This window comes from Vibrio harveyi NBRC 15634 = ATCC 14126 = KCTC 12724 (assembly GCF_001591145.1).
Lineage (GTDB): Bacteria > Pseudomonadota > Gammaproteobacteria > Enterobacterales > Vibrionaceae > Vibrio > Vibrio harveyi.
On sequence record NZ_BCUF01000050.1, the window covers coordinates 22,827 to 36,250 of the forward strand.

General features: G+C 46.7%; 12 protein-coding genes. 9 read left to right on the forward strand and 3 right to left on the reverse strand.

The window, feature by feature from the left end; genetic code table 11:
- Positions 1-18: 18 nt before the first annotated feature.
- On the reverse strand, positions 19-933 hold the full coding sequence (gene rarD, locus VHA02S_RS20705; protein ID WP_038899113.1) for an EamA family transporter RarD: 915 nt from the start codon (positions 931-933) through the stop codon (positions 19-21).
- A gap of 176 nt (positions 934-1,109) precedes the next feature.
- On the opposite strand from rarD, the gene recQ reads away from it, so the two are divergent.
- The 3 genes from recQ to VHA02S_RS20720 all read left to right on the forward strand — a co-directional run bounded on the left by recQ (position 1,110) and on the right by VHA02S_RS20720 (position 4,169).
- Positions 1,110-2,945: an ATP-dependent DNA helicase RecQ gene (gene recQ / locus VHA02S_RS20710; RefSeq protein ID WP_005451195.1), complete on the forward strand. Its 1,836-nt coding sequence runs from the start codon at positions 1,110-1,112 to the stop codon at positions 2,943-2,945.
- 9 nt (positions 2,946-2,954) lie between these two features.
- Entirely contained in the window at positions 2,955-3,260 is a 306-nt protein-coding gene (locus VHA02S_RS20715; RefSeq protein WP_038899112.1) for a DUF3630 family protein, read from the forward strand.
- A 234-nt stretch (positions 3,261-3,494) separates the two neighbouring features.
- Positions 3,495-4,169 carry a 7-cyano-7-deazaguanine/7-aminomethyl-7-deazaguanine transporter gene (locus VHA02S_RS20720; RefSeq protein WP_005378770.1) on the forward strand — a complete coding sequence of 225 codons (675 nt, stop codon included), beginning with the start codon at positions 3,495-3,497 and terminating at the stop codon, positions 4,167-4,169.
- 205 nt (positions 4,170-4,374) lie between these two features.
- On the opposite strand, the gene gppA is transcribed toward VHA02S_RS20720, so the two are convergent.
- The gene (gene gppA, locus VHA02S_RS20725) at positions 4,375-5,868 is read right to left on the reverse strand and encodes a guanosine-5'-triphosphate,3'-diphosphate diphosphatase (RefSeq protein ID WP_005451193.1); all 1,494 of its coding nucleotides are present in this window, start codon (positions 5,866-5,868) and stop codon (positions 4,375-4,377) included.
- A gap of 19 nt (positions 5,869-5,887) precedes the next feature.
- Complete coding sequence (gene rhlB, locus VHA02S_RS20730; RefSeq protein WP_005451190.1) at positions 5,888-7,201, reverse strand: ATP-dependent RNA helicase RhlB; 1,314 nt, start codon at positions 7,199-7,201, stop codon at positions 5,888-5,890.
- Positions 7,202-7,312: 111 nt separating this feature from the next.
- Here rhlB and trxA point away from each other — a divergent pair, with 111 nt between their 5' ends.
- The 6 genes from trxA (at position 7,313) to fre (ending at position 13,179) form a co-directional block, all read left to right on the forward strand.
- Positions 7,313-7,639, forward strand: coding sequence for a thioredoxin TrxA (gene trxA / locus VHA02S_RS20735; protein ID WP_004745500.1), 327 nt, complete (start codon positions 7,313-7,315; stop codon positions 7,637-7,639).
- 196 nt (positions 7,640-7,835) lie between these two features.
- Entirely contained in the window at positions 7,836-9,095 is a 1,260-nt protein-coding gene (rho, locus tag VHA02S_RS20740) for a transcription termination factor Rho (protein WP_005440042.1), read from the forward strand.
- 106 nt (positions 9,096-9,201) lie between these two features.
- Entirely contained in the window at positions 9,202-10,194 is a 993-nt protein-coding gene (locus tag VHA02S_RS20745; RefSeq protein WP_005451187.1) for a hypothetical protein, read from the forward strand.
- A 137-nt stretch (positions 10,195-10,331) separates the two neighbouring features.
- A complete protein-coding gene (gene ubiD, locus VHA02S_RS20750; RefSeq protein WP_038898755.1) occupies positions 10,332-12,185 on the forward strand; it encodes a 4-hydroxy-3-polyprenylbenzoate decarboxylase in 1,854 nt (617 codons plus the stop codon).
- Positions 12,182-12,451, forward strand: a complete 270-nt coding sequence (locus tag VHA02S_RS20755; protein WP_009696789.1) for a 2Fe-2S iron-sulfur cluster-binding protein — start codon at positions 12,182-12,184, stop codon at positions 12,449-12,451. Before ubiD ends, VHA02S_RS20755 begins: the two co-directional genes overlap by 4 nt.
- 14 nt (positions 12,452-12,465) lie before the next feature.
- Positions 12,466-13,179: an NAD(P)H-flavin reductase gene (gene fre, locus VHA02S_RS20760; RefSeq protein ID WP_009696790.1), complete on the forward strand. Its 714-nt coding sequence runs from the start codon at positions 12,466-12,468 to the stop codon at positions 13,177-13,179.
- The last annotated feature ends 245 nt before the right edge of the window (positions 13,180-13,424 follow it).

A 13,424-nucleotide genomic window follows, 5' to 3' on the forward strand; every position in this document is an offset into this window, starting at 1 on the left:
ATGTCTTGTAAAAAACGATCAGGCAGCACGAGCCGCTTTGCGTGACTTGCGGTTATTACGCAGACCATCAAAGCTAAACACCACCAAGGCGCCCCAAATAAAGGCGAAGGTAATGGCTTTATCGCTGGTGAACGGTTCGCCGTAAATCAGCACCGCGAGCAAGAACATCAAACTCGGACCTATGTATTGGAAGAAGCCCAACGTCGATAGTTTTAGGCGGGTTGCTGCGCCAGTAAAACACAGTAGTGGCAGGGTAGTGATCACGCCTGCAGCAATCAACAAGGTATTCAGCTGCATTGGGTTATCTAGCATGTTGGACGTCGGTGAACTCGCAATAAACAGCAAGTAAATTGCTGCAGCAGGTAACATCACCAAGGTTTCAATGAATAGTCCGGTTTGTGCTTCCACACTGACTTTCTTACGCAGCAAGCCGTAAAAGCCGAAACTCATTGCCAGCGCTATAGCGACCACAGGCACCGAGCCAAAGACGATCAGCTGAACTAATACGCCACAAGCTGCAAGGACAACCGCGAACCACTGAAGCTTACGTAGACGCTCGCCAAGGAAGACCATCCCGAGTAAGACGTTGATCAGTGGGTTAATGTAATAACCTAAGCTGGCATCGAGCATGTGATTCGAGTTCACTGCCCAAATGAAGATCAACCAGTTTGCACCGACCAAAATGGCAGTAGAAACCAGAAACATCATCTTGGTTTTGTTTTTAATGATGTTGCGAACCGAGCGCCAATGGCGACCAAAATGGAGGAGTGCGGCTAGCAAAAAGAAAGACCAAATCACTCGGTGGCTTAAGATCTCAAGTGGTGAGACTTCGGCAATCGATTTGAAGTAAATGGGTGCGATGCCCCACATGGTGTACGCGCCAATAGCAAGCAAGACGCCTTGCCGTGAGCGTTGTTGTTCTTCTGGTGTCATGGGATGTCACCTAATTGAGTTTTTATAGAGCAGAAAATCAGTATACGAGTCGTGAGCTGAATCACCTAACAATTTGCGGTTTTATTCGCCATGAAACCCCATTACAATGTGCCCTCACTTTGCGTGCTAGTGGCATGCATAAGCACCTCTTTTTAAGACCCAATCTGAGATTTTTCATGACCTCTACCTTGTTAGCCGAACAATCAGACTCGCCTGTAACGCCTCAACGTGTGTTGGAGGATGTGTTTGGTTACCAAGAGTTCCGTGATGGTCAGCAGTTGGTGATTGATGCCGCGGTAGAAGGTCGCGACAGCTTAGTTATCCTGCCTACGGGTGGCGGTAAGTCGCTGTGCTATCAAATTCCTGCTTTGGTTCGCTCAGGCATTACTTTGGTCATTTCTCCGCTTATCTCGCTGATGAAGGACCAAGTGGACCAGCTTAAAGCCAACGGTGTAGCGGCTGAATGCATTAACTCGACCATGCCTCGTGAAGAGCTGCTCAGCGTGTATAACCGCATGCACACAGGGCATCTTAAGTTGGTGTACGTCTCGCCAGAACGCGTATTGATGCGTGACTTCATTGAGCGTTTGGAAAACCTGCCGCTATCGATGATTGCCGTCGATGAAGCGCACTGTATTTCCCAGTGGGGACACGACTTCCGTCCAGAATACGCCGCGCTTGGTCAACTTAAGCAGCAGTTTTCCCATGTGCCATTTATGGCGCTGACGGCGACGGCGGATGATGCAACGCGTCGAGATATTCTTGAGCGTCTGCAACTGAATAATCCAGAGGTTTACCTAGGCAGCTTTGACCGTCCTAACATCCGCTACAACTTAGTTGAGAAGCACAAGCCGGTTTCGCAAATCGTTCGCTATCTTGAAACCCAGAAGGGTAATTGCGGCATCATCTATTGTGGTAGCCGTAAGAAAGTTGAGATGGTGACCGAGAAGCTGTGCAACAACCACATTCGTGCTGCTGGTTATCACGCAGGCATGGATGCCGATGAGCGCGCTTACGTTCAAGAAGCTTTCCAACGTGATGACATCCAAATTGTAGTGGCGACCGTGGCATTCGGTATGGGCATCAACAAACCAAACGTGCGTTTTGTGGTTCACTTTGATATCCCGCGCAATATCGAGTCCTACTATCAGGAAACCGGTCGTGCAGGGCGTGATGGTTTACCTGCCGAAGCTATGATGTTGTATGACCCTGCGGACATCAGTTGGCTGCGTCGTATGTTGGATGAGAAAGACGATGGTCCACAGAAGCAGGTGGAAACCCACAAACTGAATGCGATGAGTGCCTTTGCTGAGGCGCAGACTTGTCGTCGTCAGGTACTATTGAATTACTTTGGTGAGTATCGCGAGAAGCCATGTGGCAACTGCGATATTTGCTTAGATCCACCGAAACACTTTGATGCAACAGAAGAAGCGCGTAAGGCGTTGTCTTGTGTGTACCGTGTTAATCAGAGCTTTGGTATGGGTTACGTGGTCGAAGTGCTACGTGGCATGCAAAACATTCGTGTACGTGAAAACGGGCACGATAAGATTTCTACCTACGCGATAGGTCGCGATCACAGCCACGATTACTGGGTGAGTATCTTCCGTCAGTTAATCCACAAAGGGCTGCTGTTCCAAAACATTACGCGCAACTCAACGCTGCAACTTACTGAAGAGGCGCGTCCGCTGCTACGTGGCGATGTGACCCTAGAGTTAGCGGTTCCGCGTTTAGACACCGCAGCACGTGCGGCGAAGTCAGATAAACTGACCAGCAAGAACTACGACAAAAAGCTGTTTGCTAAGTTACGTAAGCTGCGTAAGTCAATTGCTGATGAAGATGGTTTGCCACCATACGTGGTCTTCAGTGACGCGACTCTGATTGATATGGCGGAAATTCTGCCAACGTCTTACGGCGAAATGCTGGCAGTCAGCGGCGTTGGTCAGCGCAAACTGGAGAAGTACGCCGACCCATTCCTCGATTTGATTCAAGAACACATTACTCACCACGGATAAGGAACCAAGATGCAAAAGGAATTTGGCTTAGCGGACTACATGGCACAAGAAGGGCGCTTAATCATTACCGCGCCGAGCTTTGACCTTGATAGCTTTCCTGCCTTAGGTGAGCGTTTAGTCAGACTGCTTTCTGCAACTGTGTTGGAAAAGCAATGGGATGCGGACATTCACTCTTGGCTGATCGACTTTGAAGGTTGCCGACTGTTTATGAAAGCAGAGCATTACAGCGAAGCGATTTGGTTTGAAGCTTTAGCTATTGAAGAGAGCAGGGAAGAGTTGGATTATCTTGCAGGATTGTTCCAGCGCGGTTTCTAAAAATAGAATTTTTCTTGAAAGGGTGTTTCACATGAAACACCCTTTTTTATGCTCAAACGTTTGCGTAAAACAGACGACTTGCGGCGAAAAGTGGTTAATGTATAATCGCCCACCGCTTCGCTCAGAATGAGCTAAGCCAGTTTATTTTTCATTTTACATTGTTGGTAAGAGCCACTTTATTCAGTGACTCGATTTGGGTTCCCTCACCCCCAAACCAAACTAAAAAGGTATCGCATGAGTAACTTTACCCCTGCGCAGCAGCGCAACGCCCTTATCTATCTGGTTCTATTCCACCTAGTCATTATTGCATCTAGCAATTACCTAGTTCAGCTACCGTTTACTATTTTCGGTTTCCATACCACTTGGGGTGCATTCACTTTCCCATTTATCTTCTTAGCGACTGACTTAACCGTGCGTATTTTCGGCGCTCAGTTGGCGCGTAAGATTATCTTCTTAGTGATGTTGCCTGCTTTGGCAGTGTCTTACTTCTTATCGGTGGTGTTCTTCGAAGGTCAATTCCAAGGTTTTGGTCACCTAGGGGAATTTAACTTATTCGTTGCTCGTATCGCGATTGCTAGCTTCATGGCGTACCTACTTGGTCAGATCATGGATGTGCACGTGTTCAACCGCCTACGTCAAATGAAGCAATGGTGGGTGGCACCAACGTGTTCAACGCTTTTCGGTAATGCACTTGATACCATCGCTTTCTTCGCCATTGCGTTCTACCAAAGCCCAGATCCATTTATGGCAGAGCATTGGACGGAAATCGCGCTGGTGGATTACGGCTTCAAACTGATTATCAGTCTTGGTTTGTTCGTTCCTATGTACGGCGTATTACTGAATTACCTAATTAAGAAACTGACTGCGGTGAACCCTGATTTTAAGGTGACGACAAGCGTTCAGTCTTAATATCAGTGGGAACCCCGAAAGCCGCTTGCTCAAATCAAGCGGCTTTTTTGTATCTGTTTACTAGGGTTTGGAGCGTTTTGTACAGCGTGGGGGGTAATTAGATCATGGGTGTCCAAAAGCTCCCTAAGCTGTACAAAGGTAAAAATGGAGTAATAAAAAAGGTCCCAATAGGGACCTTTAACCAAGTATTAAGTCATCGTGAGATTTAACAAGTCACAATACTTAACGGCCAACCAATGTCTGTTTGACGGTTGGATTCAATTTCCAATTCAGCCGCAGTCAATGGGTTTGCCTCTAACCACTTCGCATCAATATTGAGCGTCAGTTTGTCGCCTTCCGCAGTGAGAGTCACACATGGCTCTAGAGCTGGATTACGACGGTGGCTGAGTAAAACCGCAAGACGCAATAGGCGCAGTACGCGTTTACCACTCGTGCCTGAAAGGGCATGTTGCTCAGGCAGTGACGTCAGTTGTTCACGGTAACGGCGAGCAATTTCACCGATAAAGAACTTCTGCGCACGGGTGTAACCAGGCAAATCCAGATGCTGTAGCAGGTAAGCGCTGTGCTCACCGCCCTTTTTGAAGTCGATAGTTAGACCGATTTCGTGCAGCTTGGCTGTTGTTTCCAGCAGGACTTTACCCTGAGGTTCTGCAACCCAAGCTTCACCGCCAACTTGCTCAAGCAGTTTGCCCGCAAGTTTTGCAACTTGTTCGCCGTATTGGCAATCTAGCTGGTAACGGTTTTGTACGCTACAAACGGTGCGTGCACGGATATCGTTTTGACGAAGTTCGTCTACCATCTCGTACACCAAGCCTTCACGTAGTGCGCCGCCAGCCAGTGTCATGGCATCGATTTCTAGTAGCTCAAAGATCGCAATCAAAATAGATAAGCCACTTGGGAACACCAAAGCTCGCTCTAGGGTCAGACCTTCAATATCAAGCTCTTCCAAGTGATCAGCAAGCATCGCCTGCTTTTGTAGACGCTTAAGTTTGGAGTGAGTAATTACTTCGTCCATACCTTGCGCTAGCATTATCTCTTGTAGTGCTTGAACGGTACCCGATGCCCCAACACACACATCCCAACCTAGGTCCGTGTACTGCTCTAAGATTGGCATCAGAGTTTGCTTGGCACCTTCAATTGCGGCTTCGAAGTTACGTGCATTTAATTGGCGGTCTTTAAAGAAGTTCTCCAACCAAGTCACACAGCCCATTTTTAGACTAGTCAGTGCTTTGGCTTCGAAACCTTCACCGATAATCAGTTCTGTACTTGCACCGCCGATATCGACCACAAGGCGACGACCGCTGCCACCAGAGGTGTGAGCGACACCTTTATATATAGTGGCGGCTTCTTCTTCGCCGGTAATCACTTCGATAGGCTGACCTAAAATTTGGTTCGCCTTCTCTAGAAAAACATCCACATTGGTCGCGGTACGCAATGTCGCGGTACCCACAATGCGGATGTTCTGTTTAGGAATATCCTGCAAGCGTTCTGCAAATAGACTTAAGCAGTCCCATCCTCGCTGCATAGCTTCCATACTAAGAGAGTTATGTTCATCTAAGCCCGCGGCTAGACGAACTTTGCGCTTAATTTTAGCCATAGTTTGAACGCTGCCATCGATGTGACGCACAACGAGCATGTGAAAACTGTTCGACCCGAGGTCGATGGCGGCGTATAGCGGTGATGATCCTGCTTGACTCATAAACGACTTCAGTTTCCTTTTATGATTGTTTTGGCGCTGATTGACGCGGTTGACGAGGACGACGTCCTTGTGGCTTGCGGTTACCAGAGCGAGTGCCACCTGTATTGGTGCGACGTTGTTGAGTACGAGGCGCGCGCATACGAAGTGGTGCAGGCAAGTCTTGGATTAGAGCCGAGGCATCGTAATCAGAAACTGGGATTGCGTGCTCAATGTACTCTTCGATTGGCGGCAAGTTGATTGCGTAATCTTCACAAGCAAAGCTAATAGAGTGACCACTTGCGCCAGCACGACCAGTACGACCGATACGGTGAACGTAATCTTCACAGTCATCCGGTAGGTCGAAGTTGAATACGTGTGTTACTTGAGGAATATGAAGACCACGAGCAGCAACATCGGTTGCGACTAGTAGGTCAACTTCACCGCGAGTGAATTGCTCAAGAATCTTTTCACGCTTCTTCTGTGGTACATCGCCAGTCAGTAGACCCACACGGTGACCATCTGCTGCTAGGTGACCCCAAATCGACTCACACTTATGCTTCGTATTAGCAAAAACGATCGCGCGGTCTGGCCATTCTTCTTCAATAAGAGTTTGAAGCAGTGCCATCTTGTCTTCATTAGAAGGGTAGAAAAGCTCTTCTTGGATGCGGTGACCCGTTTTTTGCTCTGGCTCAACCACAACATGCTCAGGATTGTGCATGTGTTCGAAAGCTAATTCTTGTACGCGATAAGACAATGTTGCTGAGAACAGCATGTTCAAACGCTCTTTTGGCTCAGGCATACGACGGAACAAGAAACGAATGTCTTTAATAAAGCCAAGGTCAAACATACGGTCCGCTTCATCCAGAACAACCGCTTGAATGTTGTTTAGGTTGAATACGCGTTGCTTGTAGAAGTCGATGATACGGCCTGTAGTGCCGATAAGAATGTCTACGCCGTCTTGCAGTTTTGCCAGTTGCTTGTCGTAGCTTTCGCCACCGTACGCTAAAGCGGCTTTAAGACCCGTGCTAGCAATCAAAGGTTCAGCATCGTTAAAGATCTGAATCGCTAGCTCACGCGTTGGCGCCATAATGATCGCGCGCGGCTGAGTTGGCTTGCGACCTTCGTGCTCTGGTGTCGTTAGAAGGTGGTTGAAGGTAGCAGTAAGAAACGCGAGGGTTTTACCAGTACCCGTTTGGGCCTGGCCTGCAATGTCTTGGCCGGTGAGCAGTACCGGCAACGCCAAGGCTTGGATAGGGGTACAATATTCGAACCCTTTTTTGTCCAATCCTTCAATAACTTGGGGCTTTAAACCCAAATCGGCGAACTTTTGCTCTGTGATATGCGTCTTTTTCATAGCGATAGAATATCAGCTAAAGCTTGCAATAAGAAAGTAAATACATTCCAATAGGGCATCTATTTACTGGTTATCATCCAACCAGTTTCGAAAAACACATTGGAGTGGAAGATGAGTGATAAGATTTTGCAGCTTACTGATGACGGTTTTGAAAACGATGTAATCAATGCTGCAGGCCCGGTTCTAGTTGATTTTTGGGCAGAATGGTGTGGTCCTTGTAAAATGATCGCTCCTATCCTGGACGAAATCGCTGACGAGTACGAAGGCAAACTCACTATCGGTAAACTAAACATTGACCATAACGCAGGTACACCACCTAAGTTTGGTATTCGCGGCATTCCAACGCTACTGTTATTTAAAGACGGTAACGTAGCGGCAACGAAAGTTGGTGCTTTGTCTAAGACTCAACTAAAAGAGTTCCTAGACGCAAACCTATAATCACTAAGTGATTACAAACAAAACCGTGCAATATGACAATGCGCGGTTTTGTTTTTCTAACTCTGGACTAGAATATTAATTAGTGCTAACTTATCGCGCGTTAATTGAACAAATTTCTCTTCTTGGTCGATCCTGAGACCAAATCCATCTTAACTAGAAAACAGATCTTATTTTGACTAAACAAGCATCCACCACCATGAATCTTACTGAACTGAAGAACAGACCTGTGTCTGACCTTGTAAAGCTTGGCGAAAGCCTGGGTCTTGAGAACCTAGCTCGTCTAAGAAAACAAGACATCATCTTCGCAATTCTTAAAGCGCACGCGAAAGGCGGCGAAGACATCTTTGGCGATGGGGTTCTGGAGATTCTGCAAGACGGCTTTGGTTTCCTACGTAGTGCGGACAGCTCATACCTTGCTGGTCCAGACGACATCTACGTTTCACCAAGTCAGATTCGTCGTTTCAACCTACGTACTGGTGACTCAATTGCTGGTAAGATTCGTCCACCAAAAGACGGTGAGCGTTACTTTGCCCTGCTAAAAGTCAACACAGTAAACGACGACAAACCAGACAACGCTCGTAACAAGATCCTATTCGAGAACTTAACGCCTCTACACGCTAACGAGCGTATGGTTATGGAGCGCGGTAACGGTTCTACAGAAGACATCACAGCACGTGTTTTAGACTTGGCATCGCCAATTGGTAAAGGTCAACGTGGTCTGATTGTTGCTCCGCCTAAAGCGGGTAAGACAATGCTTCTGCAAAACATCGCTCAAAGCATCGCATACAACCACCCTGAGTGTGAGTTGATGGTACTTCTAATCGACGAACGTCCTGAAGAAGTGACAGAGATGCAGCGTCTAGTTAAAGGTGAAGTAGTAGCGTCAACGTTCGATGAGCCAGCTTCTCGCCACGTACAAGTAGCGGAAATGGTAATCGAGAAAGCAAAACGTCTTGTTGAACACAAGAAAGACGTGGTTATCCTGCTTGACTCTATTACTCGTCTAGCTCGTGCATACAACACCGTAGTCCCTTCATCAGGTAAAGTACTAACTGGTGGTGTGGATGCAAACGCACTACACCGTCCTAAGCGTTTCTTCGGTGCAGCGCGTAACGTAGAAGAAGGTGGCAGCCTAACTATCCTTGCTACAGCTCTTGTTGATACTGGTTCGAAGATGGATGAAGTTATCTACGAAGAGTTCAAGGGTACAGGTAACATGGAAATCCACTTGAACCGTAAGATCGCAGAGAAGCGTGTATTCCCAGCGATTGACTTCAACCGCAGTGGCACACGTCGTGAAGAGCTTCTAACTAAGAATGAAGAGCTTCAGAAGATGTGGATTCTACGTAAGATTGTTCACCCAATGGGTGAAATCGATGCAATGGAATTCCTAATCGACAAGCTAGCGATGACGAAGACTAACGACGAATTCTTTGATGCAATGCGTCGCCAATAGTCTCAGATAAGTAATTCTGCGAAAAGCCACCGTATATCGGTGGCTTTTTTATTGCTTTCTCCCGATAGAAGTATCAGAATGAAGAAAATGTTATCGGGAGGTTAACATGCAACAAGGAATGTTGTCGTCATTACTCCTGAGCTTGTCACTTATCACGCTACCCGTGACTTTATCTGCTAAGGAAATGCAGGAGACCGTGGTAGAGCAGTGGCTTCAGGATACCCATATACAGACCAAAGTATCTGAATTGCTCGATTATGCAGTCAGAGACGAGGTCGACTCTCTCAAATTTGCTCTCGACCGACTGGCTTTTCCTCAACAAGAAGTCGTTCGTTTTCTGTTGCTCGAAAAACTAGAGCAACAAGAAATCATCCTTACGCCGAGAATGGCGATTTTTGTCGAATCCCAAATTAGTATCACCCCAACTTACCAAGTTTTAGAGCGTGGTGATGGTTACGAATTCACTGTGCCTGCGTTTAACTTTCCCTCTATTGCGAGTCGTCTGATTAAACGTTGGAAACAAGACCAAAGCACGTTGGAGTTTGTACTAGCAGCAGAGCGCCAAGAACTTAACCTAAAAGATTGGTTAACAGGCACTTCGCAACATGTACAAACCAGAGAAGCGCTACTTATACGTGAGTTAGATAGCCTATCGCCCGATGCACTTGAGGCGCTAACCAAACAATTGACCCATGCAAACGTAACGAGCTGGTTACCATCCACTGCCGTTGTGGTGCGTTTGGCGCAAGTTAGCCAAAATGAGGCAATGTATGATCTGCTTTGGCGAATGCGTGCGGATTACAACAGCCAAACTGAGCTAGAAAGGCTTGCTGAGGTTAGTGATGAGTTCTCATTACAACAATTGATGAATTCTACGGTCAATCCGACCTTAAAACCTTATGCTATTGAACTGCTCACGAGATCCAATCCACTCTCTCAAGACGTAAAACAGTTCCTCGTTGCTAAGATGGCGCTCTCAGAAGAAGCGACTCTAGTTGCGAGAGAGCTAGCAAAACAGGGGCATCAATCGTGGTTAGAAGAGCTTGTTTCAAGTAATCGCCAAGTAAAAGCGCGACAGATTCAGGAATTCTTGAAGTGATGACACTTTAAAAGACCGTTTCTTCGCATTGTTATCATTGAAGTAACCTAGCTCACATACCCACACAAAATAGGAGGATCTTAGCGTCCTCCTATTTGTTATACTGCGGACAGTTTAATCAGCCAGCATGAAGGCCTATGAGTTTTAAGGATTTACGCGAATTTATCGACCACCTAGAACAGAAAAGTCGACTTAAACGCATTACTCACCCCGTCGATCCCGCTTACGAAATGACAGAAATTAGTGACCGCACCTTGCGTGCTGGTGGTCCTGCATTGTTGTTTGAGAACCCAATCGGCTACGACGTGCCTGTTTTGACGAACCTATTTGGTACGCCAGAGCGCGTCGCAATCGGTATGGGACGCGAAGACGTTAAAGAATTAAGAGAAGTCGGTAAGCTACTGGCTTATTTAAAAGAACCTGAGCCACCAAAAGGCTTCAAAGACGCGTTGGAAAAACTACCTGTGTTCAAACAAGTATTGAACATGCCGGCTAAGCGTTTACGTAAAGCACCATGCCAAGACATTGTTTGGCAAGGTGATGAAGTTGACTTGGATAAGATTCCGGTAATGAGCTGTTGGGCAGAAGATGTTGCGCCGCTGCTTACTTGGGGCTTAACCGTAACCAAAGGTCCAAACAAAAAACGTCAGAACCTAGGCATTTATCGTCAGCAGAAAATTGCCAAGAACAAAATCATCATGCGTTGGTTAGCTCACCGAGGTGGGGCGCTCGACCTGCGCGATTGGATGGAAACCAATCCAGGTAAACCTTTCCCAGTTTCGGTCGCGTTTGGTGCAGACCCAGCTACCATTCTTGGCGCGGTAACACCAGTGCCAGATACGCTATCGGAATACGCATTTGCAGGTTTGTTGCGTGGAAGCAAAACTGAAGTCGTGAAGTCAGTCAGTAATGATTTGGAAGTGCCAGCGAGCGCGGAAATCGTGATGGAAGGCTATATCGACCCAAACGAGTTTGCTGATGAAGGTCCTTACGGTGACCACACTGGCTACTATAACGAAAAAGAAAAGCACCACGTATTCACCATTACGCACATTACTATGCGTAAAGACCCTATTTATCACAGCACCTACACTGGTCGTCCGCCAGATGAACCAGCTGTATTGGGTGTGGCATTAAACGAAGTGTTTGTGCCGATTCTGCAAAAGCAATTCCCAGAGATTGAAGATTTCTATCTGCCGCCAGAAGGTTGTTCGTACCGAATGGCCGTCGTCACCATGAAGAAGCAGTACCCAGGACATGCCAAGCGCGTAATGATGGGCGTGTGGTCTTTCTTACGTCAATTCATGTATACCAAGTTTGTTATTGTGTGCGATGAATCGGTAAACGCACGAGATTGGAATGATGTTGTGAAAGTCATGTCAGAGCATATGGATCCTGTGCGTGATACCTTGATGATAGATAACACGCCAATCGACTCTCTAGATTTTGCTTCGCCAGTGGTTGGTCTTGGATCCAAGATGGGGCTAGATGCAACCATTAAATGGGATGCCGAGCTAGCGACGCGAACCGAGGTCACTGAGCGAGACAGCAAAGCGATTACCGAAGCAGAACTGAATGAGTTGAAACAGCAACGCCCTGAGATTGTCGATATCTACCTACCTGCAACAGCAAATAACCAGTTCGCTGTTGTGACCATGAAGAAAGACCAAGCTGGTCAATCGCAAGCCTTGATGGAATACCTGTGGGACTTCTTTGCTCAGTACATGGATAACAAATTCATTATCTTGTGCGACGATGACGTTAATGCACGAGATTGGAATGACATCATTTGGGCTGTAACAACCCGAATGGATCCAGATAGAGATACTATTCAAGTGCATAGTAAGACTGCTAGTTCATCCAAATTAGGATTGGATGCGACCAACAAGTTCGAATCCGAAGTCATGCGCGAGTGGGGTACGCCTATCAAAAAAGATCCTAAACTTGTGGCTAAAGTCGATGAGATTTGGGACCAGTTAGGTATTCTATGAGTCATCAAGTCCACCTTCTACCAATGGACGTTACGTTCCAAGTAAAAGAAGGGGAGACGGTGTTGGAAGCTGCGCTCAACAACAATATTCGCTTCCCACATCGTTGCCAAGTTGGCGCTTGCGCCATGTGCATGTGTAAAAAGCTAACGGGCGAGGTGAGCTATCACCTCGAACCTATGCTAACCGAAAAAGAGCAACAGCAAGGTTGGATATTCCCTTGCCAAGCCTATACAGAAAGTAATTTAGTGCTTACTTTTGACGAGTAAGCGAGAGGAACTCCATGACCATCCAATGTAAAGTAAAGTCTATTCAGCCGTTAGCTTGTAATACTTATCAAATCCTTCTTCACCCAGAATCACCTGTACCTTTTAAAGCAGGTCAGTACCTCATGGTTGTGATGGGTGAAAAAGACAAACGTCCTTTCTCGATTGCGAGCAGTCCATGTCGTCATGAAGGTGAACTTGAACTGCATATCGGTGCGGCGGAACACAACGCTTATGCGCTAGAAGTCGTTGAAGCAATGCAAGCGGCATTAGAAACAGATGGTCATATCGAGATTGATGCTCCACATGGTGATGCTTGGGTTCAAGAAGAAAGCGAACGCCCACTATTATTGATTGCTGGTGGTACTGGTTTTAGTTACGTGCGTTCAATTCTAGATCACTGTGTTGCACAGAACAAAACCAACCCTATCTATCTATACTGGGGGGCGCGTGATAACTGTCAGTTGTACGCTAAAGAAGAGTTGGTCGAGATTGCCGACAAGTTTGCTAATGTTCACTTTGTGCCAGTAGTAGAAGAAGCGCCAGCAGACTGGCAAGGTAAAGTTGGTAACGTGCTACAAGCGGTGAGTGAAGATTTCGAAAGCTTAGAAAACTACGATATCTATATTGCAGGTCGTTTCGAAATGGCTGGCGCAGCACGTGAACAGTTCACTCAGAACAAGAAAGCAAAGAGCGAACGTATGTTCGCAGACGCGTACGCATTCATTTAAATACAGCTTTTGAGGCAGAAAAAGAGGGTTTTTTACCCTCTTTTTTGCTTTTTTGATGAAATAGTCATCGAACAGTTAGTTTTTTCCATTTTTTTTCAAAAAAGGGTTGCGAACGGATCTGAGTTCCCTATAATGCGCATCCACCGACACGGCAGACGCGATAAGGCTTCAGCAGGGTCGGAGAGGTGAAAAGCTTCTGAGAAAATAAATTGAAAAAAGTGTTTGACACTCTCAATTATCTCGTT

Coding starts and splice junctions, on each gene's coding strand:
- VHA02S_RS20745 (WP_005451187.1), top strand. CDS start 9,202: ATGCAACAAGGAATGTTGTCGTCATTACTCCTGAGCTTGTCACTTATC.
- rho (WP_005440042.1), top strand. CDS start 7,836: ATGAATCTTACTGAACTGAAGAACAGACCTGTGTCTGACCTTGTAAAG.
- gppA (WP_005451193.1), bottom strand. CDS start 5,868: ATGAGTCAAGCAGGATCATCACCGCTATACGCCGCCATCGACCTCGGG.
- VHA02S_RS20715 (WP_038899112.1), top strand. CDS start 2,955: ATGCAAAAGGAATTTGGCTTAGCGGACTACATGGCACAAGAAGGGCGC.
- VHA02S_RS20755 (WP_009696789.1), top strand. CDS start 12,182: ATGAGTCATCAAGTCCACCTTCTACCAATGGACGTTACGTTCCAAGTA.
- fre (WP_009696790.1), top strand. CDS start 12,466: ATGACCATCCAATGTAAAGTAAAGTCTATTCAGCCGTTAGCTTGTAAT.
- ubiD (WP_038898755.1), top strand. CDS start 10,332: ATGAGTTTTAAGGATTTACGCGAATTTATCGACCACCTAGAACAGAAA.
- recQ (WP_005451195.1), top strand. CDS start 1,110: ATGACCTCTACCTTGTTAGCCGAACAATCAGACTCGCCTGTAACGCCT.
- trxA (WP_004745500.1), top strand. CDS start 7,313: ATGAGTGATAAGATTTTGCAGCTTACTGATGACGGTTTTGAAAACGAT.
- rhlB (WP_005451190.1), bottom strand. CDS start 7,201: ATGAAAAAGACGCATATCACAGAGCAAAAGTTCGCCGATTTGGGTTTA.
- rarD (WP_038899113.1), bottom strand. CDS start 933: ATGACACCAGAAGAACAACAACGCTCACGGCAAGGCGTCTTGCTTGCT.
- VHA02S_RS20720 (WP_005378770.1), top strand. CDS start 3,495: ATGAGTAACTTTACCCCTGCGCAGCAGCGCAACGCCCTTATCTATCTG.